The sequence below is a fragment of the Streptomyces sp. 8N706 genome (assembly GCF_052245415.1).
Classification (GTDB): Bacteria; Actinomycetota; Actinomycetes; order Streptomycetales; family Streptomycetaceae; genus Streptomyces.
On sequence record NZ_JBQQBW010000104.1, the window covers coordinates 1 to 22,636 of the forward strand.

Annotated in this window: 14 protein-coding genes; 7 read left to right on the forward strand and 7 right to left on the reverse strand. The window is 71.2% G+C overall.

The window, feature by feature from the left end:
- The 3 genes from ACTWQE_RS27750 to ACTWQE_RS27760 form a co-directional block, all read right to left on the reverse strand.
- The coding region (locus ACTWQE_RS27750; protein WP_443331801.1) for a type I polyketide synthase at window positions 1–1,772 on the reverse strand (1,772 nt) is incomplete at its 3' end.
- 17 nt (window positions 1,773–1,789) lie between these two features.
- Window positions 1,790–2,752 (reverse strand): beta-ketoacyl reductase, encoded by a 963-nt coding sequence (locus tag ACTWQE_RS27755; RefSeq protein ID WP_443331802.1) that lies wholly within the window; start codon window positions 2,750–2,752, stop codon window positions 1,790–1,792.
- Window positions 2,722–8,151, reverse strand: coding sequence for an SDR family NAD(P)-dependent oxidoreductase (locus ACTWQE_RS27760; RefSeq protein ID WP_443331813.1), 5,430 nt, complete (start codon window positions 8,149–8,151; stop codon window positions 2,722–2,724). The genes ACTWQE_RS27755 and ACTWQE_RS27760 overlap by 31 nt, the downstream gene beginning before the upstream one ends.
- Before the next feature lie 286 nt (window positions 8,152–8,437).
- Here ACTWQE_RS27760 and ACTWQE_RS27765 point away from each other — a divergent pair, with 286 nt between their 5' ends.
- Together ACTWQE_RS27765 and ACTWQE_RS27770 are read left to right on the forward strand one after the other, a co-directional pair.
- Entirely contained in the window at window positions 8,438–9,679 is a 1,242-nt protein-coding gene (locus ACTWQE_RS27765) for an FAD-dependent monooxygenase (protein ID WP_443331803.1), read from the forward strand.
- Window positions 9,676–10,182 carry a hypothetical protein gene (locus tag ACTWQE_RS27770; protein WP_443331804.1) on the forward strand — a complete coding sequence of 169 codons (507 nt, stop codon included), beginning with the start codon at window positions 9,676–9,678 and terminating at the stop codon, window positions 10,180–10,182. Before ACTWQE_RS27765 ends, ACTWQE_RS27770 begins: the two co-directional genes overlap by 4 nt.
- 33 nt (window positions 10,183–10,215) lie before the next feature.
- Here ACTWQE_RS27770 and ACTWQE_RS27775 read toward each other — a convergent pair whose 3' ends face one another.
- Window positions 10,216–10,827 carry a TetR/AcrR family transcriptional regulator gene (locus ACTWQE_RS27775; protein ID WP_443331805.1) on the reverse strand — a complete coding sequence of 204 codons (612 nt, stop codon included), beginning with the start codon at window positions 10,825–10,827 and terminating at the stop codon, window positions 10,216–10,218.
- A 209-nt stretch (window positions 10,828–11,036) separates the two neighbouring features.
- On the opposite strand from ACTWQE_RS27775, the gene ACTWQE_RS27780 reads away from it, so the two are divergent.
- The 4 genes from ACTWQE_RS27780 (at window position 11,037) to ACTWQE_RS27795 (ending at window position 16,276) form a co-directional block, all read left to right on the forward strand.
- Window positions 11,037–11,867, forward strand: coding sequence for an SDR family NAD(P)-dependent oxidoreductase (locus ACTWQE_RS27780; protein ID WP_443331806.1), 831 nt, complete (start codon window positions 11,037–11,039; stop codon window positions 11,865–11,867).
- Window positions 11,868–11,936: 69 nt separating this feature from the next.
- Complete coding sequence (locus ACTWQE_RS27785; RefSeq protein WP_443331814.1) at window positions 11,937–12,281, forward strand: nuclear transport factor 2 family protein; 345 nt, start codon at window positions 11,937–11,939, stop codon at window positions 12,279–12,281.
- A 59-nt stretch (window positions 12,282–12,340) separates the two neighbouring features.
- Window positions 12,341–13,117, forward strand: a complete 777-nt coding sequence (locus tag ACTWQE_RS27790; protein WP_443331807.1) for an SDR family oxidoreductase — start codon at window positions 12,341–12,343, stop codon at window positions 13,115–13,117.
- A 354-nt stretch (window positions 13,118–13,471) separates the two neighbouring features.
- Window positions 13,472–16,276 carry an AAA family ATPase gene (locus ACTWQE_RS27795; RefSeq protein ID WP_443331808.1) on the forward strand — a complete coding sequence of 935 codons (2,805 nt, stop codon included), beginning with the start codon at window positions 13,472–13,474 and terminating at the stop codon, window positions 16,274–16,276.
- Window positions 16,277–16,356: 80 nt separating this feature from the next.
- Here the strand turns inward: ACTWQE_RS27795 and ACTWQE_RS27800 are convergent, their stop codons facing one another.
- The 3 genes from ACTWQE_RS27800 to ACTWQE_RS27810 form a co-directional block, all read right to left on the reverse strand.
- Window positions 16,357–16,839 (reverse strand): DoxX family protein, encoded by a 483-nt coding sequence (locus ACTWQE_RS27800; protein WP_443331809.1) that lies wholly within the window; start codon window positions 16,837–16,839, stop codon window positions 16,357–16,359.
- 247 nt (window positions 16,840–17,086) lie between these two features.
- A complete protein-coding gene (gene dpgB, locus ACTWQE_RS27805) occupies window positions 17,087–17,800 on the reverse strand; it encodes an enoyl-CoA-hydratase DpgB (protein ID WP_443331810.1) in 714 nt (237 codons plus the stop codon).
- Entirely contained in the window at window positions 17,800–19,017 is a 1,218-nt protein-coding gene (locus ACTWQE_RS27810; protein ID WP_443331811.1) for an FAD-dependent oxidoreductase, read from the reverse strand. The genes dpgB and ACTWQE_RS27810 overlap by 1 nt, the downstream gene beginning before the upstream one ends.
- Window positions 19,018–19,277: 260 nt before the next feature.
- Between ACTWQE_RS27810 and ACTWQE_RS27815 the strand changes: the two genes are divergently transcribed.
- Window positions 19,278–22,636 (forward strand): AMP-binding protein (locus tag ACTWQE_RS27815; protein WP_443331812.1); only part of this gene is annotated, 3,359 nt, incomplete at its 3' end.

Consider the following 22,636-nt stretch of genomic DNA (forward strand, 5'->3'; position numbering starts at 1 on the left):
TCGGCGACGGTTTGGGCGAAGGTGGGGACGGTGTCGAGGAGTTCCCCGCCCATGCCGGGCCATTGGGAGCCCTGGCCGGGGAAGACGAACACCGTCCCACCGCGCTCGGCACCCGCCTGACCCGTGACGACATCGGTGTGAGGACGGTCCTCGGCCAGGGCCGTCAGAGCCTCCCCCAAAGAAGCCCGGTCCTTCGCGAGGATCACCGCACGATGCCGCAGCGACGTGCGTCCGCGGGCCAGGCCGTCCGCCAGCGCGGGCAGCGGCTCGTCCGCGTACGCGCCGAGGTCCTTCGACAACTCCCGCAGCGCAGCCGGTGACTGGGCCGACAGCAGAACCGGTATCCGCCGGCCGCCTTCCGGCTCCAGGGCCGGTTCGGGTGCCGACGCGGTCTCTTCGGGCGCTTGCTCGACAATCACATGGGCGTTGGTGCCGCTCATGCTGAACGCCGACACTCCCGCCCGGCGCGGCCGGCGCGTCTGCGGCCACGGCGTCGCCTCCGTGGCGAGCGCCACGGTGCCCGGACTCCAGTCGACGTGCGGGGTGGGCGTTCCCGAGTGCAGCGTCGGCGGTACGACCCCGTGCTGGAGGGCGAGCACCGCCTTGAGTACGCCCGCCACACCGGCCGCGGCCTGCGTGTGACCGATGTTGGACTTCACCGAGCCCAGCAGCAGCGGAAGTTCGGAGGTGTGCTCCCGACCGTACGTGGCCAGCAGCGCCTCGGCCTCGATCGGGTCGCCGAGCTTGGTGCCGGTGCCGTGCGCCTCCACCATGTCGATCTCGCCGGCCTGGAGGCCCGCCGCGGCCAGTGCGTCCCGGATGACGCGCTGCTGGGCCGCTCCGCTCGGCGCGGTCAGGCCGTTGGACGCACCGTCCTGGTTGATGGCACTGCCCCGGAGGACGGCGAGGATGCGCCGGCCGTTGCGCCGGGCGTCCGACAGACGCTCCAGCACCAGGACGCCCACACCCTCGCCCCAGGCCGTGCCGTCGGCATCGGCCGCGAACGCCTTGCACCGGCCGTCGACGGAGAGGCCGCGCTGCCGGCTGAAGCTGGTGAACGCCTTCGGCGTGGTCATCACGGTGACTCCGCCCGCCAGCGCCAGCCCCGTCTCCCCGGCGCGCAGCGCCCGCGCGGCAAGGTGCAGCGACACCAGCGACGACGAGCACGCGGTGTCGACCGTGAGCGCGGGGCCCTCCAACCCCAGGACGTAGGCCACCCGGCCCGAGAGAACGCTGGCCGCGTTGCCGGTTGCCAGATGTCCTTCGAGCCCGTCCGGCAGCATGAAGTCCGCGGACCCGTAGTCCTGTCCGCTCATGCCCATGAACACGCCGGCGGTGGTGCCGCGCAGGGAGAGGGCGTCGATGCCGGCGTCCTCGATGGCGTGCCAGGTGGTCTCCAGCAGCAGCCGCTGCTGCGGGTCCATCGCCAGTGCCTCGCGGGGCGATATGCCGAAGAACGCGGCGTCGAAACCCGCCGCGTCGGCGACGAATCCGCCCTTGCGGGCGTAGCTGGTACCGGGGTGGTCCGGGTCGTCGTCGAAGAGTGTGTCGAGCTCCCAGCCGCGGTCGGTGGGGAAGTCCCCCATGGCGTCGCCGCCTTCGACCAACAGCTGCCAGAGCTGTGCGGGTGAGCTGATGCCGCCCGGGAACCGGCACCCGGAGCCGACCACGGCGATCGGCTCCGTGGCCCGGGCGGCCTCCTGGCGCAGCTGCTCGTTCTCCTTGAGCGAGGTGCGCAGGGCTGTGACGACCTGATCGGTCGCAATTGTCATCTTGACCTCCGTCGTGGTCAGTCGCCCATGGCGCGCCGCACAAGGCCGGCGACGTCCAAGGTGTCGATGTCCAGGGTTTCGTTCGGGGCGGCACCGCCCGGTGTGCCGTCGTCCGCGCCGAGGCGGACGAGCCGGTCGTAGAGCCCGGCCGCGTGCAGCTTCTCCAGCGGGATGCGTGCGAGCATGTCCCGGAAGGGGCGCTCTGCCGGATCGGCGGGTGTGGCGTCGCCGCCGTCCGGGGCGAGTTCAGCAGTCAGGCGGTCCACGAGATCGGCCGGGGTCGGGTGGTCGAAGACCAGCGCGGCGGGCAGCCGCAGACCGGTTGCGGCGGTGAGTCGATTGCGTAGGTCCACCGAGGTCAGGGAGTCGAACCCGAGGTCGGTAAAGGCCAGTTTCGGGTCGAACTCCTCGTCCTCGCGGTAGCCGAGCACGCCGCGCACCAGCGTCCGTACGAGGTCGGCGACCGCCCGGCGGCGGTCGGCTTCGGGCAACACGGACAGCCGGTCCTTGGCGCTCGTGTCGTCGGCGCTCGCCGCCGCGGCCCGCTTGCGCGTGGGCGTCATCAGACCGCGCAGCAGAGGATGGACGTCGTCGGCTTCGATGCCGCCGGTGTTGAGGGGGGCCACCAGCACATGGGCGTGTGGCACGTCCCGGGCGATGTCGTGCAGGACGAGCGCCTGGGCCGGCTCCAGGGGGAGGACGCCACCGCGCCGGACGCGGTGGAGGTCCGCCTCCGTGAGGCCGGCGCCCATGCCCGTGTCGCCCGTCCACAAGCCCCAGGCGAGCGCGGTCGCCGGTACTCCGAGTCCGCGTGCGTGATGGGCCAGGGCGTCGAGGAAGGCGTTGGCGGCGGCGTAGGCCGCCTGTCCCGCGCCGCCCAGCGTGGCCGAGGCGCTGGAGTAGAACGTCAGGGCGGCGAGGTCGAGTTCACGGGCCGCGGCAAGCAGCGTCAGCGCGCCGCCCACCTTGGGCCGCAGCACCTCGGCGAGCTGCTCCGGTTCCAGGCTCGTGACGGTGGCACACCAAGGGTGCCGGCCGCATGGATGATCTCGCGTACCGGATGCGCGGCGGGCACGCTGGTGAGGGCATCGGCGAGTTGCCGTGCCTCGGCCACGTCGCAGGCCACCGCGACCGCGTCGGCGCCAAGTGCCGCCAGCTCCTTGGCCAGTGCTTCGGGCCGGGTGCGGCTGAGTAGCAGCAGATGGCGTACGCCCCGTTCGGTGACCAGGTGCCGGGTGAGGTGCCGAGCCAGTGCGCCGTTCGCACCGGTGACGACGACCGTGCCGTCCGGTCCGGGCGGCTCCGGGAGCGTCAGTACGTTCTTGCCGATGTGCAGTGCCTGGCTGACGTGCCGGAACGCCTGCGGCGCCCGCTGCACCGGCCATGCTCTCCGCGGCAACTGCTGCAGCGCTCCGGCCTCGAACAGGGCCAGGACCTCGGTCAGCATCTCCTGGATCCGGTCGGGCCCGGCCTCTATCAGGTCGAACGCCTGGTAGGCGATGCCGGGGTGGTCCACCGCGACCGCCGCGGCGTCGCGGACATCGGCCTTGCCCATCTCGACGAATCGGCCGCCGCGCGGCAACAGCCGTAGCGACGCGTCCACGAACTCGCCCGCCAGTGCGTTGAGGACGACGTCCACACCGCGGCCGCCGGTGGTTGCCGTGATCCGGTCCGCGAACTCCAGCGTGCGCGACGAGGCGAGATGATCGTCGTCGAAACCCGTCGACCGCAGGACATCCCATTTTTCCTTGCTGGCGGTGCCGAACACCTCCGCGCCCCAGTGCCGGGCCAGCTGTACGGCCGCCATGCCGACGCCGCCCGCCGCCGCATGCACCAGCACCGACTGGCCCGCGTCCAGTCCGCCGAGGTCGCGCAGACCGTAATAGGCGGTCAGGAACGCGATCGGGACCGCGGCGCCCTCGGCGAAGGACCACTCCGCCGGCAGCCGGCCGACCATCCGGTGGTCGGTGGTCGCGACCGGCCCGAACGCACCGCTGAACAGGCCCATCACCCGGTCGCCGGGCGACAGCGCGGTCACCTCCGCGCCGACCTCCAGCACCACGCCTGCGGCCTCGCCGCCCATGACCGCAGCGCCCGGGTAGGTGCCCAGCGCGATCAGGACGTCGCGGAAGTTCAGCCCGGCCGCGCGCACCGCGATCCGGATCTCCAACGGCCCCAGGGGAGCGTCGTCGACCGGCTCCAGACGCAGCCCGTCGAGCCTGCCGTTGTCATCCTGGGTCAGCCGCCATGGCGTGCCGGGTGCAGGAGGCAGCAGGGTGTCCGCGTCCTGGACCGGCGTCAGCCGCGGCACGTGCAGCGTGCCGCCGCGTACGGCGAGCTGCGTTTCGCCCAGCGTCCGCGCCATATGGACGGCTGCGGGCAGCAGGCTGCCGTCCGCGTCCCGGCCGAGGTCGATCAGGGTGAGCCGTCCGGGGTGCTCGGCCTGGGCCACCCGGGTCATGCCCCACAGCGGGGCCGTCACCAGGTCCACCGCCTCATCGGGTCCGGTGGTGACCGCTCCCGTGGTGACGACGGCCAGGTGCATCTCCTCGAAGGCGGGCTCGGTCAGCCAGGTCCGCAGCGTGCCCAGGTACCGTTCGGCGGCGGCGGTCACCATGGCGTCGCTGGTCTCGTCCGCCGGCCCCGGACCGAGGACGAGGACGACCGTCGCCGCACGGTTGGCCGCGGCGTGCGCCGGCGCGGCCAGGTCCGGCCAGGTACGGACTGTGCCACCCGCCGCCGTGACCTCCGCCGCGACCGCGTCGGCGAGTGCCGAGCCGCCGATGACGTGGTACTCGGCGGCGGCCGGCGCGGCGTGGTTGCCCGGCAGCGGCTGCCAGTCGATCCGGTGCAGTGCCTCGTGCGCCGACCGCTCGGCCGCTCCCAGGTGCTCGGGGGTGATCGGCCGCAGCCGCAGCGACCGGACGGCCGCGACGGGCGCGCCGCTGTCGTCGGAGACCGCGACCGCCATGGCTTCGGAGCCCTCGGGGGTGACGCGAACCCGCAGCCGGGTGGCGCCCACGGCATGCAGGGTGGCGTCCGTGAAGGAGAACGGCATGGCCGCTTCGGGGCGTTCGGTGCCACTGAGGGCGAGGGTGTGCAGCGCCGCGTCGAACAGTGCGGGGTGCATCCCGTACTGCGCGGCTTCCGTCCGGGCGTCCTCGGGCAGTTCGACCTCGGCGTAGGTGTGGTGGGCGTCGCGCCAGGCGGCCCGTACGCCCCGGAACACCGGACCGTAGTCCAGGCCGCCGGCGGCCAGGCCCGGATAGAGCTCGTCGACCGCCACCGGCACCGCGTCGCGGGGCGGCCACTGGTCCAGTCTGACGGAGGTGCCGGCACCGGCGCCGGTCACGGCCGTGGCATGCAGCGTCCACGCACCGTCCCCGGTGCGGGCGTGCACGGTGATGTCCCGCGCTCCGCCCCCGTCCGGTGCCGAAGCGGTCACCCGCAGCACCACATGCCCCTCGTCGGGCACCACGAGCGGGGCGTGCAGGGTCAGTTCGGCCAGGGTGTCGGCGCCGGTCGTCCAGACGAGCTCGGCCAGCGCGGTGCCGGGGAGCACCACCGTGCCGTGCACCCGGTGGTCCGCCAGCCACGACTGGTCGGCCAGGCCGAGACGGCCGGTGCGGACCTCGCCGCCGTCGGGCAGTTCGACCGCAGCGGTGAGCAGGGGATGGCCGGTGGCGGCCTGTCCTGCGTGGACCGGGTCGCCGGAACCGGGCGCCTGGTCGAGCCAGTGCCGACGCCGTTCGAACGGGTAGGTGGGCAGCGGCCGGAGCGGGGTCTGCGGCACCAGTGGGGACCAGTCCACGGCATGGCCCCGTACCTGCACGGTCGCCAGCGCGGTCAGCAGCTGCGTCATGTCGTCGACGGTGCGGCGCAGGACGGGGACCGCGGCGGTCGGCGGTTCGGCGACCTGGGCGATCAGCGGCACCAGGGTCGCGTCCGGGCCGATCTCCAGGTATGTGGTGACTCCGGTCGCGGCCAGTGCCGAGACGCCGGCGCCGAAGCGGACCGGCTCACGCACATGGCGCACCCAGTACTCGGGGGCGGTGATCTGCTCCGGCGTGACGAGCGTCCCGGTCACGTTCGACACCAGCGGAACGGTCGGGGCCGCGTAGGTGAGGGTCTTGGCGACTGCGCGGAAGTCGTCGAGCATCGGGTCCATCAGGGGCGAGTGGAAGGCGTGGCTGACCCGCAGTCGCCGCACCCTGTGCCCGTCGGCCGCGAGCGCGTCCGCCAGCTTCGTCACCGCGCCCTCCTCGCCGGAGAGCACCACCGACTCCGGGCTGTTGACCGCGGCGATCGCCACCGCCCCCTCGGACGCCGCCAGACACGCCCGAACCTCGGACTCGGGAGCCCGTACGGAGACCATCGCCCCGCCGGGCGGTAGCGCCGCCATCAGCCGGGCGCGAGCCGCGACCAGCGCGCAGGCATCCCGCAGCGACAGCACGCCCGCCACGTGTGCGGCGGCCAGTTCGCCGACGGAGTGCCCTGCGACGGCGCCGGGCCGCAGTCCGAACGCGGCACACATCCGGGCCAGTGCCACCTCCACCGCGAACAGTGCCGGCTGAGCGTGGCCGGTGGCGTCGAGCAGCTCCGTCCCGCCGAGCAGCACCTCTCGGACCGGAATGTCGACGAACTCGTCGAGATGGGCGAGGACGTCGTCGAGGGCCGCTGCGAATTCGGGGGAGGCGGCGTGGAGCGAGGCCGCCATGCCCGGGTACTGGCTGCCCTGCCCGCTGAAGACGAACGCGAGGTCGCCCTGGGTCACTTCGTCCACGACGGCGTTGTCCGCGGCGGCACCCTCCGACACGGCGCGCAGCCCGTCGGCCAGTTCCGCCACGGACGATCCGGTCACCACGGCGCGATGGGCGAAGCCGGGGCTCTTGGATAGCAGGGAGTGCGCGACCTCGGCGGGGGAGTGGTCCACGCCGGACGTCCGCAGTCGACGGGCGTATTCGCGTAGCGCGGCGGGGGTCTTCGCCTCCAGGCACCAGGGGACGACGCCCGGCACTGCCTGCTCAGCCGGGGACTCCGGTGCGGCAGATGGCTGTTCGAGGATGAGGTGGGCGTTGGTGCCGCTGATTCCGAAGGAGGAGACCCCGGCGCGGCGGGGCCGGTCGGCATCGGGCCAGGGGCGGGGCTCGGCTGCCAGCTCGATGCGTCCCGCGGCCCAGTCGACGTGCGGGGTCGGTGCGTCCATGTGGAGGGTCGCGGGCATCATGCCGTGCTGCATCGCGAGGAGCATTTTGATCACGCCCGCCACGCCCGCCGCGGCCTGAGTGTGACCGATGTTGGATTTCACCGCACCCAACAGCAGGGGCGCGTCGCGGTCTTGGCCGTAGGTGGCCAGCAGTGCCTGCGCCTCGATCGGGTCGCCCAGGCGAGTCCCGGTGCCATGGGCCTCCACCGCGTCGATGTCCGCGGGAGACAGGTCGGCCGCTGCCAGTGCCGCGCGGATCACCCGTTGCTGGGACGGGCCGTTCGGGGCGCTGAGCCGACCGCTGGCACCGTCCTGATTCACCGCGCCGGCCCGGATGAGCCCGAGTACCGGGCGTCCGGCCCGCTGTGCGTCCGACAGCCGCTCCAGGAGCAGTACGCCCGCCCCCTCACCCCAGCCGGTGCCGTCCGCGGCCGCGGCGAACGGCTTGCACCGGCCGTCCGGGGCCAGCCCGCGCTGCCGGCTGAACTCGATGAACAGGCCCGGGGTGGACAGCACGGTCACCCCGCCGGCCAGGGCCAGCTCGCACTCGCCGCGACGCAGTGACTCCACCGCGAGATGGATGGCCACCAGCGACGAGGAACACGCCGTGTCAATGGTCAGCGCCGGCCCCTCCAGCCCGAAGGTGTAGGCGATTCGGCCGGAGAGCACGCTTCCCGCGGTGCCGGTGCCGACCAGGCCTTCGACGTCCTGCGTCGCATGCGCGGCGAGCCCGGCGTAGTCCTGGCCGCTGATGCCCATGAACACCCCGGTGGTGCTGCCGCGCACCGCCGCGGGGGAGAGGCCCGCGCGCTCGAAGCATTCCCAGGACGTCTCCAGCGTGAGCCGCTGCTGCGGGTCCATCGCCGCGGCCTCGCGCGGGGAGATGCTGAAGAACGGTGCGTCGAACTCGCCCACCCTGTCGAGGAAGGCGCCCTCGCGCACATAACTCGTGTGCCGGCGGTCCGGGTCGCTGTCGTAGATCTGGTCGAGCCGCCAGCCACGGTCCGCGGGAAAGGCGCCGTACCCGTGCCGGCCGTCCGCGAGCAGCCGCCAGAAATCCTCCGGGGTTTCCACCCCGCCCGGTAGACGGCAGGCCATGGCCGTCACCGCTATTGGCTCCGTACGCGCATGCTCCACTTCTCGCAATTGCGTACGGGTGCGGTGCAGGTCCACCGTCAATTTCTTGAGGTATTCGACGACTTCCTGATCCCTGCTCATATCCCACCCTGTTGTCGAGCATTCGGGGCCAGCCTGAAAGTACTCGGCAACGATCATTCGCGTACACCCCTACTCGCCGCCCCTAATGTTGCCGCTCGGACCCCTAATGGATTGGGGCGGGAAAGATTTCTACGGGGTTCGAAGAAGGGTACGCTTCGGCGCCTCGATGGGGTAATTTAACCGAGCGCCCAGAAATCGAGAACCAGCCCGCCGAACTCGGTCGGCCCGGAGGATCCTCTATATGACGGCATTGCGCGGCGCCGGCGCATCGGTGCGGACGAAACGTGCCCTGGTGGTAGGTGCAGGTATATCCGGAATGGCAACCGCGCTGCGTCTGCAGCAGATCGGCTGGGAGCCGTTGCTGGTGGAACGGGCACCGGGCCGCCGGACCGGCGGCTACTTCACGGTGTTCATGTCCGACGGCTTCGAGCCCGCTAAGCGGCTCGGCATCTTCGACGGACTGCGCGACCGGGCCGACCCCCAAGGGCGGTATCTGGAGATGGACCGCCAGGGCAGGCTGGTGCCAGGCATCAATCCCGCCTCCATGATGCCGGCTTCGACCTCGTACACCGTGCTGCGCGGTGATGTCGAGCGGGCGCTGTTCGAGGCGGTGGACGGCCTGGTGGAAATGCGCTTCTCCTCCGGGCCGACGGAGATCAGGCAGGGCCGCGAGCACGCCGAGGTGACCCTGTCCGACGGCTCCACCGAGCGGTTCGACCTGGTCGTCGGTGCCGACGGTCTGCACTCGACCGTCCGCGAGCTGGTGTTCGGTCCCGAGGACCTCTACCGGCGCGACTTCCACCACGTGGTCGCCGCATGCCTGCTCGACCGCCCGCTCACCGGCCTGCGAAAGGGGGACAACCTGCTGGTGGTCGACACGGGCCGGTCCGTGGCCGTGCAGGCGTTCCACGACCACGACCCGGTCGCCATGTTCCTGTACTGCCATCCCTGGCCCGCCGCGGAGGCACGCAAGCGGCCGGCGGTCGCCCTGCGCAGTACCTACGCCGACTTCAAAGGGCCAGTGGTGCCGGAACTGCTCGACGCCGTCGAGCGGGCCGAGTCCACGCTGTTCGACCAGATCAGCCAGATCCACCTCAACAGCTGGAGCCGCGGCCGGGTGGTGCTCGTCGGCGATTCGGCCTGGTCCCTGACCCTCTATTCCGGCTTCGGCTCGTCGCTGGGCATCTCGGGCGCCCACCTGCTCGGCACTCTGCTGAGCGAGCACGATGAGGACATCCCCGCGGCGCTCGGCACCTGGGAGCAGCGGCTGCGTCCGGTGGTCACCAAGCATCAGAAGAGCGCGCATTTCGCCAAGAACTTTCTGCTGCCCGCCAATAAACCGGCCCGCGTACTGCGCCGCATGGTGGTGCGCACCGCGGCGAATCCCAGGACCGGAAAGATTTTCCAGGCGCTGCTGCCCTCGTCGAAAGCGACGCAGGCCGCCGCCGAAACCAAGAAAGATATCGGAGGACCACGTCCGTGACTCGCATATCGACCGCGCTGCCGCTTTCGCTTGCCGCCGCCCTCGTGACCGTGCTGGCCTTGCCGTCCTCGGCCTCGGCCGACACGACGGACCTTGTCTATTCGTGTGTCGAGGGCAACGCCGATCCGGTCGACCTGACCTATTCGGTCACCATCAGTGCGCCCAAGACCGCGGCCCGCGGCAGCAATATCCCGCTGACCGTCACGGCCACCAAGCCCGCGCCCGCGGCTATTCCGGCCAAGGGCATCAACGGCACCATGGAGATCCGCTACGGCGGCGCGGCCTCCGGCAAGGTGACCGCGACGGGCCTGGTGAACGAGAACGATGTGCCGAAGGGCGAGCCGCTGGTCCTCGGGCCGGGCAAGGCTTCGGTGCCGGCCACCACCGCCGGCGCCTACACCTTCGCGCCCGGCGAGCACTTCGACATGAAGCTGTGGGTCGGTGAGACCCTGTACTGCAAGCTGAACAAGGGTCCGGTACTGGCGCAGACCCGGGTCAAGTAGCCGGTCGGGCAGTCGCGGCCGAGCCTGCGAGCGTCAGCTGCCCGCGGGCTCGGCGTCGTCCCCGCCCAGCAGGATGCCGGCCACCCGCTCGAAGTACGGGGCCACTTCGGGCTGGGTCGCGCCGGCCAGCGCGTCGCTGCGCACTACCGTTCGCGCCACACCGATGCCCAACAGCCACGCGCTGAACAGCTCCGCGCGCAGATCGGCGTTCGGCCCGACGACCAGCTTGCGCAGGCCCGCGATGTAGGTGTCGCACACCTGGTCGTGCAACTGGTCGCGGATCGACTCATCGCCGGCCGACCGCAGCATGGCGATGAAGGGGTGCTCGCCCGCTGGCTCCGGCTGCTGCTCACGGAGGATCATCTCCAGGAGCCGGGAGGGGAGTTCTTCCGCAGGACCGGCGAGTACGGCCCCGGCCGCCTGGGCGTCCTCGGCCGTGGCCTCATCGAACAACTTCCGCTTCGAGCCGAAGTACCGGAACACCAACGACGCGTCCACGCCCACGTCCTGGGCGATGCTGCGGATGTTCGTCCCGGCGTAGCCCTCACGGGCGAACCGGACCCGGGCCGCAGCCAACAGGGCGGCCCGAGTGGCCTCGCGGTCGCGTTTGTGGCGCGTTTGCCGGCTGCTGGACGTCGCGGTCACGGCCTTCTCCTGATGTGTCGTCAGATATTTCGGAGGTCAAGTCATCAATGGTTGACATGATATCCCGAGGTGAGTAGCTTGAGCTAAGTCATCGATCGGTGACTTCGGAGCGTGGCGTCTTCGTGTGCCTTCTGCATGCCTGGCCCCATGGCGTCGTCGCTCCAGGGGTGGAGTTCTCTTGTGTTCACGGGTCTGCGGAGGTTCCCACGATGAAAACGATTGTTGTCTCAGGTGGTACGGACGGCATCGGCAAGGCTGTCGCGCTGACGTACTTGGAGCGCGGTGATGAGGTCGTCGTCCTCGGCCGCAATTCCGAGAAGGGGGCCGAGATCCTGGCTGAGGCTGAGCGCACCGGGGCCGGAGGCCGTGCGCATTTCATCCAGGCCGATCTCAGCCTGATCGGCGAGACCCGCAAGGCCATCGGCGAGATCCGGGCTCGGTTTGCCAAGATCGACGGGCTGGTTCTGTGCGCCCAGCACTTCCGCTCGACCCGCCTGGTCACGGCCGAGGGCTTCGAGAACACCTTCGCGCTGTACTACCTCAGCCGCTTCGTCCTCAGCCACGAGCTGGCCGGCCTGCTGGCCGCCGCGCCCGCGCCCGTCGTGGTCAACGTCTGCGGTCCCGGCGTGGAGTTCGGCGAGATCGTCTGGGACGACCTCGGCGGTGAGCGCGAGTACACCGGCATCGGCGCCCTCATGCAGGGGAGCCGGCTCAACGACCTGCTCGGCGTCGGGTTCGCCCAGCAGCAGGCCAGTCCGGTGCGGTATGTGCTGCTGAACCCGGGCAGCGTACGCACCAGCTTCTCCGGCGAGTACGACCCCGTCATGGCGGAGCAGATCGAAGTCGCGCGGCAGAACGCCAAGCCGGTGGAGGAGGGCATTCTGCCGGTCCTGGCGGCACTCGACACGCCGCCCGCCGCGATGCTCTCCGCATCCATGACGGGCGAGCCGCTGGAGCTCACCGGCTCCGCCTTCGACCCCGATGCCGCGCGGCGCCTCTACGAGCTGACCACGGAACTGCTCGCCGACAAAACCTCCTGAAAGGACCGAGCCATCAGCCAGGCAACGACCGACCGGCAACGGGCGAACCTCGCGTTCGTCGAGAACTGGATCGCGCTCCACAACAGCGATCCGCAACGGATGGTGGAGGAGTGCTACGCCCCCGACGCGGTGATCGTGGTGCCGGGTGTCGAGGAGTTCGGCGTCGCGCGGTTGCGTGAACTGGAGGCCGCGGGTGCCGCCGCCGCGATCGAGCGCAAGACCCGTACTCTGCGGGTGGTCTCCTCCGGTGACGTGGTGGCGGTCGAAGGGGTCACCAGCGCCACGACCACCGGCGAGGCGGCCGGGGAGCCGGTCGTCGAGGAGACGTTCTGGTGCGTTCTCCTCACCCTGCGTGACGGGCTGATCGTCTCCGACCATGCCTATCTCAACACCCACCGGCCTCAGTCGGAGTGACGGAGGGGCCTTCCCACGGTGCCGCGACGCCCGGAACGAGCACGCACAAGGAGTCGATCATGCCCCGTACCTGTCTGGTGACCGGAGCGGCCTCCGGAATCGGCAAGGCTACCGCCGCCCGGCTGCGCGCCCAGGGCCACTCGGTGATCGGCGCCGACCTCAAAGACGCCGACATCTGCGCGGATCTGGCCACCGCCGACGGCCGCGTACAACTGGTCACACAGGCCCGAGAGTTGACCGGCGGGCGGCTCGATGCGGTGATCGCCGGCGCCGGGCTCGCCGCCTTCGACCCCGTCACCGTCAAGGTGAACTACTTCGGTGCGGTGGCCACGCTCGAAGGGCTGCGTCCGCTGCTGGCCGTCGGGCAGGACCCGCGCGCCGTGGCCATCTCGTCGGTGGCCATCCTCCATCCGCACGACTCGGCCATCGTCGACGCGGCGCTGGCCGATGACGAGGTGGCGGCGTCCGCGCTGGCCCAGGCGGCCGTCGACCGCGAGGAGGGGCAGCTGATCTACGGTGCGTCAAAGGCCGCCCTGGCCCGGTGGGTGCGCCGCGCCGCGGTGACCGAGGGCTGGGCGGGCGCGGGGATAGCTCTCAACGCCATCGCGCCAGGCACCGTCCTCACCCCCATGACCCAGGCATTGATTGACAATCCGGGGCTGCGGGATATAGCGGATTCCTCCGTTCCGATGCCGCTGAACGGTCACGCTCGCCCGGAACAGGTCGCCGCCCTCCTCGCCTGGCTGACGTCCCCGGAAAACTCTCATGTCACGGGGCAGATCATCTTCATCGACGGCGGAACCGACGCCGTCCTCCGCGGCGACGGCATCTGTTAGCGGCCGGCGCGGACCGTGCTGCGGGTTCCCATGGAGCGCGCGGCCGGGGCATTTGCCCCGAAAAACAAGGCCGCTTTCGGGAAGCACTTTCTCGCCAGGCGAGAAGTGAACGCCAGGTGGCGAAAAATCGCCCGTTTGAAACCCCCTGCGAAGTAAATGATCTCCCCGTTCCTCGCCTCTTTGTGTAGCATGAAATCAACGGGGTGAGGGTGGCTTCCTTTGGCCCGGCGATACGGATTCTGGCCCCATGGGTTAGGCTGCCGTTGTATTGGTTAGCCGCGCGTGAAGTAAAATCCGCGTGAATTCTCGGGGTGCCTGAATTCTGATAAACATGCAGATCAGGGGGACTTTATAGTGCTAATTGAGCGCGACGAGCAGATACATTTATTGGCGAGACAATTCGACGGACTCACCGCCGGGAGGGGCGGCACGGTGGTTGTCGGCGGCCCCGCCGGCAGCGGCAAAACAGCGCTGTTACGCGCGTTCCTGGGTGAGGTGGCCGACAAGGCCCCTTCTGACGCCACCGATTCGGCCATGCTGCTCCTCACCGCGACCGCCCTGCCCCTCACGCGGAACGTCCCGCTGGGCCTCATCTCCCAACTGCTCGGATCCGTCGAGCTGCCGGCCGACCTGCAGCGCGAGATCGACGTGAGCATCTCCGAACCACTGGTGGGCGGCGTCCTCACGCCCGCCGCCGCGCAGTTGGCCCAGCGCATCGGGGAGGCGGTCCTCGCGCTGGCGGCCGAACGTCCCGTGGTGATCGCGGTCGACGACGTGCAGGACGGCGACGCCCTGTCTCTGGAGTGCCTGACGAATCTGGCCCGGCGCCCCGTGGCGAACCGGGTCCTGGTCGTGGCCGCCGTACGGTCCGGCGTGGGGGACGAACCCTGGCGGTTCCACGGTGCGTTGATGCACGAAGGCATCGGCAGCGGCATACGGCTCGGACGGCTCACCCGACGCGGTGTCGTCGCGCTCGCCGCCGACCGGCTCGGCCGCGCGGTCGCCGACCGGATCGGCTCGGCCTGTTACGAAGCGACCGGCGGCAGCTGCCTGTTGGCCAATGCGGTCCTGGAGGATCACGCCGCCGAATACGGCGGGCCAGCGGAGCAGCGCGGCAACGAGCTGTTCGTCGGCGAGGCGTTCGGCCGGGCCGTGCTCGGCTGCCTGGACCGGAGCGGCAGCGCGGCCCGCCGCGTCGCGGAGGCCGTGGCGGTGCTCGGCGACGCCGTGGCCCCTGGGCTACTGGCGGACGCCGCCGGAGTGGCGGAGCACACCCTCGCCGAGGTCGCCGAGGCGCTCGACGCCATGGGCGTACTGCACAAGGGCGGATTCCGGCACCCGGCCGCCCGCGATGCGGTCCTGGCCCGCCTCACTCCCGCTGAGCGGGCGACGGTCCACACCCGGGCCGCGGCCTATCTCCAGCGGAATGAAGGACTGGTCGACAGGATCGCCGACCATCTCCTCGCCGCCGGCGCGGTCCCCGACCAGAACGCCGTCATGCTCCTGCGGTGTGTCGCCGAGAAGGCCCTGCTCGTCGATGATGTGGACCGCGCCGCTGAGTGTCTGCGGCTGGCCGCCGAGCAGTGCACCGACGAGCGGCGACGCGCCGCGATCGTGGGCCGGCTCGCGTCCGTGGTCTGGCGCAACAGCCCCCTCGCCGTGGCGGAACACCACCTCTGCGCGCTGGTCAAGGCGCTGCACGCGGGCATCCTGCCGACCGACCAGGCACCCGCGGTGCTGGGCTACATGTTGTGGCACGGCCGCGTCGAGGAAGCCAGCGACCTGGTCAGCAGGCTGTACAGGGGTGATGGCACGGTCTCCCCGAGCACCGAGGACACCCACTCGCTGAAATGGTGGCTGCGGCACTCCTATCCGCCACTCGCCGACCGGATCCCCCCGCGGGTGCGGGCGCCCGCCGATCTCCGCGGGATCACGCCGGACATCGTCAACTCGGAGCGGATGGTGGCCGCGGGACTGATCAGTTCCGTGCTCGAAGGCGCCCCGGCCGACGAAGTGGCGGTCGGCGCCCAGCAGATCCTGCAGAGCTTCCCCCTCAACGAGGAATCCCTCGAAACGCTGGCCACGGCGCTGATCGCCCTCATCTACGTCGACCGTCTCGACCTCGCACGGCCGTGGTGCGACGAGCTCATCGAGCGGTCCCAGAAGCGGAGCGCGCCCACCTGGACGGCCGTGCTGTGCTCGGTGCGCGCCGACATCGCCCGGCGCGAGGGCTATATGGCCGCGACCGTGCGGTACGCCCGCCAGGCGCTCGACGCCATGCCCGCCCACAACTGGGGGACGAACATCGGCGTCGTCCGAGCCTCGCTGATCGTGGCGCACACCCGCATGGACGAGTTCGAGGAGGCCGCCGAACAGCTCCAGCAGCCGCTGCCGGACGGCATCTTCGAATCGCGCTTCGGCCTGCACTACCTCTTCGCCCGCGGCCAGTACCACTTCGCGGTCGGGCGCCATTACGCGGCGCTCAACGACTTCCACGCCCTCGGTGACCTGGTGGCGAAGTGGGGCATGGACCTGCCCGGCATCGTCGCCTGGCGGTCAGCCGCGGCCGAATGCCATCTGGAGCTCGGCCGGAAGGACCGGGCTCGAGAACTGGCGGAGGAACAGCTGCGGTTGTCGCCGCACCATGCCTCCCGCCCGGCCGGGTTGGCCCTGCGCATCCTGGCCGCGACGAAGGCATCTGAGGAGGGAATGCCGCTCCTGGACTCGGCGGTGGAGGTTTTCACCCGCTCCGGCGCACGCTTCCACCTGGCCCGCACCCTGCTCGACCTGGCGAACATTCACCACGGCCTGGGAGACGACGGGAAGGCCCGGCTTGCCATCGGCCATGCCCGGCGCGTCGCCAAGGAATGCCGGGCACGGCGGCTGCAGCGTGAGGTACCCGCCCCGCGCACCCCGGGGCTGAGCGAGGATGCCGCCTTGCCCCACTGGACACGGGTGGCGGACGAACTGAGCGAAGCCGAGCACCGGGTGGCGTCCCTGGCGGGCCTGGGGCACACCAATCGGGAGATCGCCGAGAAGCTGTACGTCACGGTCAGCACCGTCGAACAGCACCTCACCCGCGCCTATCGCAAGCTCGGCATCTCCCGGCGGTCCGACCTCACCGCCGCGCTGCGCCTCCAGGCCGTCGGAGCGATCTGAGCAGGTCCGACCCGGCGGCCGTATGCGGGAACGGGGCGGGGTGACCATGTCACCCCGCCCCGTTCCCGAGATCCGCAGCCCTATCGGGATCGGGCCCCTGGTGCCCGCGTGCCCGCTCGCCCGGTCAGCCGTGTCCACGGTCGCCAGCGTCGAGCGATCACCTCGTCCAGGGTCAGCCGCCCGCCGCTCGCCCCTACGGCGAGGCTCACCACCGCGAGTACCAGTACGTACTCGTAGCCCCCTTCATGGACGTAGAAGCCTTTGGCGCCGTGCACGAAGAACAGGGCACCGCCCGTCACCACGGCCAGCAGCACCCCGGTCAGCGGCAGGGTCAGTCCCAGGATCATCGCCGCCCCGCCACCGAACTCGACGCAGAGGGTGAACCAGTAGGACAGGCTGGGCAGCGGAATGCCGCCTGCTGCGAAGCCGGCGATGGACGCGTCGGGGTTCTGGGCCTTGAGCAGCCCGTGGGCGAAGAACACCACGCCCAGTACCAGGCGGGCGATCAGGAAGAGTACATCCCGTGTCCGCTCCCGTGGCGCGTGGCTGTCGTATGCGCTCATGCTGGCCTCTGTCCTTGGGACACGGCCGCGCTGGTCACCGTGTCGATCACCTGCCGGATCATCTGCTGCACCGACTGACCCGCAGGGTCGACCGGTTCGGTGTGCTCGGTCTGCTCGCGACGCGGGCCGCGGTTCTCCTGCACCGGATCGCTGCTCGTCGTCTGCCGCCTTCCGTGAGGGACCGGCTGGCCGTGCGGGGGAGCCACGGCCGGCCGGTCGCGTTGCCGGCAAGAGGTGATGTCGGCCCTCACCACTGGGGCTGGGGGAACGGCTCGGCCGGCGTCACTCCCCGCTCGTGCCGCAAGGTCCGGTCGCAGGCGGCCAGATGCGCACCCAGTGCCTCATCAAACCCCGTTGTCGCCGCGTCGAGCAACAGCTGGCGGCGAATGGCCAGTTCGGCCGGCGCGACCTTGCCGACGCGGGTCAGCAGAGCCTCCAGCGCGGCATCGGGGTCGTCGGTCAGTTCGTCGACCAGCCCGAGCTCGGCGGCGCGGGCGGCGGGCAACTGCGGCGCCAGCAGGCTCAGCTGTCGTGCCCGGGCGATGCCGAGCTGGGTCGTCAGCCGATGCAGCGCCATGCCCGGCCAAGGCGTCGCGCCCAGCACCGGGAGGGCGAACACGGCGTCGGGAGCGGCGATCCGGTGGTCGCAGCAGAGCAGCGCCTCCAGTGCCGCCCCGGTGCAGGTGCCACCGGCTACCGCGACGGTGACCGCGCCGATCCGCTCGATCCGGCGCAGCGTGCGCTCCCACTTGTTCACCACATGCACATCGACCTCCGCGGACTCGGTCCGCTCGGTGTCCGTGCCCCCCAGGTACAGCACCAGGGGTTTGCTCCCGGCCGCCTCCTCGGCAGCCGCACAGGCCGCGTTGAGGTCGGCGACCAGCCGCATCGACAGCTGCTCCCCGCCGGCCACTCGGAACGCGGGCGTGGTCGTGGAAAGATCTGCGTGACGTGTACGCATCAGGCCGCCTCCTGGGTGCTGGCCCGACCTGCGGGCATGTGAACGAAGTTGCTGCAACTGTCGATGTTGGAAATCAGGGTGTTGGAGACAATCCCGTCGCCGCGCACCGCGCGCGGCAGCCGGCGCAACAGCATCAGCGGCCGGTTCGTGCGCCGTGCCACGCCGGCCAGCCGCTGCACCCGGCGGGCCCTGCCGTACCGCAGCTGCTCGTAACGCCGCAACAGGAACGCCGGTTCGCCGGGCTGCGACAGCACCTGGCCGAGCACCCAGCTGTCCTCCAGCGCCTGGTTCACGCCCCATCCGACGCGCGGAGACACGGCGTGGGCCGCATCGCCCGCCAGCGTCACCGGTCCGCGCCCCCACGGGTGCCGCACCTGGTGCATGACATGCGGAAAGACGTTGATGTCCTCGTCCGGCAGGCTCGCCATCAGCTCGGCCACCGGCTGAGCCCAGTCGCCGAACCACTCCCGCAGTCGGGCGGGCCGGTCCGGCGGCTGGGGAAGGTCGAGCCAGGCGGTCGGCTTTCCGTGCCGGTCGATGTCTTCGTTGGGCCACGGCACCTCGACCGCCCAGTGCACCATTCCGTCACCCACCGGGTGCATGGTGCAGAGCCGCAGCTTGTCGTAGTACGTGGGGATGACGTGCTCGGAGCGCAGCCCCGACGGCATCTTGGCCAGCCCGTACCAGGACGCCAGACCGGTGTATCGGGCCACATCGCCGAACAGCCGGTGCCGCACCATGGAGCGGTAGCCGTCGGCGCCGATGAGGATGTCCCCGTCTGCGCTGGTCCCGTCGTCGAAGGCGACGGTGACGCCGGTGGCCGAGCCGCGGCGCACCGGGCGTATATCGGTGCACCGCTTTGCGAACTCTATGGTGCCGGCCGGCAGCGACCGGGAGAGCTGCTCGACGATGTGACCGCGCAGCACGCCAATGGTGGGCGCGCCGTACTTCTCGGTTGCCCCCGCCAAATTCATTTTCATCAACGGCGTACCGTCGAATGCCAGAACGTCGGCCTCGTCTATTCGTCCACCCAATTCGGGTAGGTGAACCCCCAGTTCGCGCAGGATGCCGGTGCCGTTCGGCCACACCAGCACACCGTTGCCAGAGGCGCGCAGGCTTTCGGCCCGTTCGAAGACGGTGACATCGTGCCCGGCCGCGGTCAGGGCCACTGCGGCGGCAACACCGCTGACTCCCGCGCCGACGATGAGGACTTTCATCTGACTCCCTCGCTGCCAGGCCGACCGCGCCGAGCTGCCGAAACACACCCGGCGGCCGCTTTCCGGGGATTGTCGGTAGCTCGCTCGGCGGGTTTGCGATTTTTCGCTACTCGGTGAAACTACTGAGCTGCAACTCCCGTTGAAAGCCCCTAATTACACCCCCTAAAGGCGGTTGCGAACCCCAACCCCTACGGGGTTTCAATACGCGTCGGTCGGCCTTTATCGTGCCGGGGACCATGGATTTCTTAGGAGGCGGACCGGTGTTCAGCGCTGACCTGATCCGAGGTATCTCCCAGTCGGTGGCCGCCAATGCGGCGCACTTTGCCGACCGGGTTGCCTTTACCGACGACCGGCGCGCGGTCGGTTTTGCCGAGCTGGCCGCGCGGACCGGACGGCTCGCCGGGCACCTGGCCGCCAGGGGCATCGGGCGCGGCGACCGGGTGGCGCTGCTGATGGGCAACGCGGTCGAAACGGTGGAGGCCTACCTCGCCGTCACCCGCGCCTGCGCGGTCGGCGTCCCCGTCAACCCGCATTCTTCGGACGCCGAACTCACACATGTCCTCGCCGACAGCGGCGCCGCGCTGTTGATCTGCGACCGAGGAGGTCTCGACCACGCGCGACGCGTCGCGAAGGACCTCCCCCTGCTGGTGGTTGCCGACGAGCCCGGGCCGCGGGAGGAGCACTTCGAACGGTGGGCGACGACCGAGCCCGCCGTCGCCGCCCCCGACGACCTGGACCTCGATGAACCGGCCTGGCTGCTCTACACCTCCGGCACCACCGGCCGGCCGAAGGGCGTGCTCTCGAACCAGCGGGCGTGCCTGTGGTCCGTCGCGGCCTGCTACGCCCCCATCCTCGGGCTGTCCGAGAACGATCGCCTGTTGTGGCCCCTTCCGCTCTTCCACAGCCTCTCCCACGTGCTGTGCGTCGTGGGCACCACCACGGTCGGCGCCTCCGTGCGCCTGCTGACCGACTTCGAACCCGACCGGGTGCTCGGCGAACTCGCCGCGGAGCCCTACACCCTGCTGGTCGGTGTCCCGGCGGTCTACCACCGATTGGTGGCGGCGGTGGGGCGGGGTGAGACGGCGGCGCCGGCCCTGCGGGCGGCGTTGTGCACCGGCGCCGTTGCCCCGGCCGGACTGCAGGAGGCGTTCGAGAGCGTCATCGGGGCACCGCTCGTCGACAGCTACGGCAGCACCGAGACCTGTGGCGCGATCACCATGACCCGGCCCGGCGCACCGCGCCCGGCCGGCTCGTGCGGACAGCCCGTGGACGGTCTGCGGGTCCGGCTCGTCGACAACGACACCGGACAGGACGTCGCACCGGGCGTCGAGGGCGAGGTCTGGGTCAGCGGACCGAACCTGATGCTGGGCTATCGCCAAGCCGACGGAACCACCGACCCCGCCCTCGTGGACGGCTGGTACCGGACCGGTGACATCGTCGTACAGGACGAGCAGGGTCATCTCACCATCTGCGGGCGACTGAAGGACGCCATCATCACCGGCGGCGAGAACCTGCACCCGGCAGAGGTCGAGGCAGTCCTCGCCCGGGTGCCCGGAGTGGCCGACGTCGCCGTCGCCGGACGGCCGCACGCCGTGCTGGGCGAGGTCCCGGTGGCCTACCTGGTGCCCGAGCCCGGCACCTCCATCGACCCGGCCGAGGCCCTGGCCGCCTGCCGCAGCGAGCTGTCCGCCTACAAGGTTCCCGCCGAGCTGCTGCTGATCGACGCCGTCCCCCGCACCCGCTCCGGCAAGACAACCCGGCACGTCCTCGACGGGCTGCCGGCCCGCCTGCTGTCGCTCGCCGGGACCCGTCACGAGGCGCTGCACCGGATCAACTGGGTGCCCGCGCCGCCGGCCCGCCCGGACGAACCGGCGGACGCCGGGTGGCTGACGGCCGCCGAGGCCGACGACCGTACGTGCAGCGAGCCCGACCGCGCTGCGGCGCTCGCCGCCCGGATCGCGGCCGAGGCCGAGCGGCGACTCACCGACGACCCGGCGCCGCTGGTCGTCCACACGCGCAACGCGGTCCGCACCTCGGACTCCGACCACACCACCGACCCCGTCCAGGCCGCGGTGCTGGGGAGCCTGCGCTCCGTGCAGTCCCGTCATCCGGGACGGCTCACCGTCGTCGACGCGTACACCGACTCGCGGGGCGCGGACCTCCCGGCGGGTGAGCCGGTCGTGGCGATCCGCGACGGCCGGACGCTGGTACCCCGCCTGGGCTGGGCCGCCGCGGACGCCGCGGACCTGACCCTCGACGCCGACCGCACCGTGTTGGTGACCGGCGAGCCCGAGGGCGCGGCGGGGACGATCGCCCGCCACCTCGTCGCCCGCCGCGGCGCCGGCCGCGTCCTGATGGCGCGTCACCGACCAGGCGTGTCGGCTGAGTTCGACGGCGACACTGCCACCGCGGACCTGACCGACCCCGAGGGCATGGCCTCGGTGCTGGCCGCCGCCGGGCCGCTTGCCGCTGCCGTCCACACGCTGTCCGACGGGCCCCGAGCGGCCGCCGCCTGGCACCTCGACCGGCTCACCGCCGGTCACTGCCCGCTGATCCTTTTCTCGTCCGCCGCGGGGGAGGCGGACGACGCCTTCATCGAGGCGCTCGCGGCGCGCCGGACAGACGCCGTGGCCCTCGCATGGGGCCCCTGGGAAGCCGAACCCTCGTCGGCCGCCCCGGCGTGGATCCCCGCACCGATCGTCGACCCGCTCACCACCGAAGACGGCCTGACGCTGTTCGACCTGGCCTGCTCGGTCCCGGACCACACGGTCCTGCCGATCGCGCTGCGCCCCGCGGACCTGGGGAACCGCACCGTCCCGGCCCTGCTGCGCGATCTCGTCCCGCTCGCCCCGCCCGCTGGGCGAGGTGACGAGCTGCGGCAGCGCCTGGCCGATGGCCCGCCTGGATTCCTCCTCGACGTGGTACGCGCCGAAGTCGCCTTGGTGCTGGGGCGGTCCGGCCCGGCCGCGGTGCCCGCCGACGGCTCCTTCCGGGAGCAGGGCCTGACCTCCGCCACCTCCCTCAGGCTGCGCAACCGGCTCACCGCCGCGACCGGCCTGGACGTGCCGGTGACCGCGGTGTATGACTACCCGACCCCCCGGGCCCTGGCCGGCCACCTCCGCGCCGTGCTGACCGGCGACATACCCGAGGACGACGGTGTCGGCCGCATACGCAGCGCCGACGAGGAAGACCCGATCGTGGTGGTCGGCATGGCCTGCCGCCTGCCCGGCGGTATCGGCTCACCGGACGCGCTGTGGGAGCTGGTCACCGGGGAAGGCGAAGCCTTGTCACCGTTCCCCGCGGACCGCGGCTGGGATGTGGACGGCCTGTTCGACCCTTCAGGAGAGCGGCCGGGCAGCAGCTACGTACGGGTGGGCGGCTTCCTCGACGACGTGGCCGGGTTCGACGCCGACTTCTTCGGCATATCGCCGCGCGAAGCACTGGCGATGGATCCGCAGCAGCGGCTGCTGCTGGAGTCCGCCTGGCACGCCATCGAGGACGCCGGTATCGCTCCCAGCGCACTGCGCGGCACCCCCACCGGGGTGTTCGCCGGCCTCATGTTCCACGACTACACGGCCCTGGCGGAGCGCTCCGCCGATGACCTCGAAGGCTACGTCAG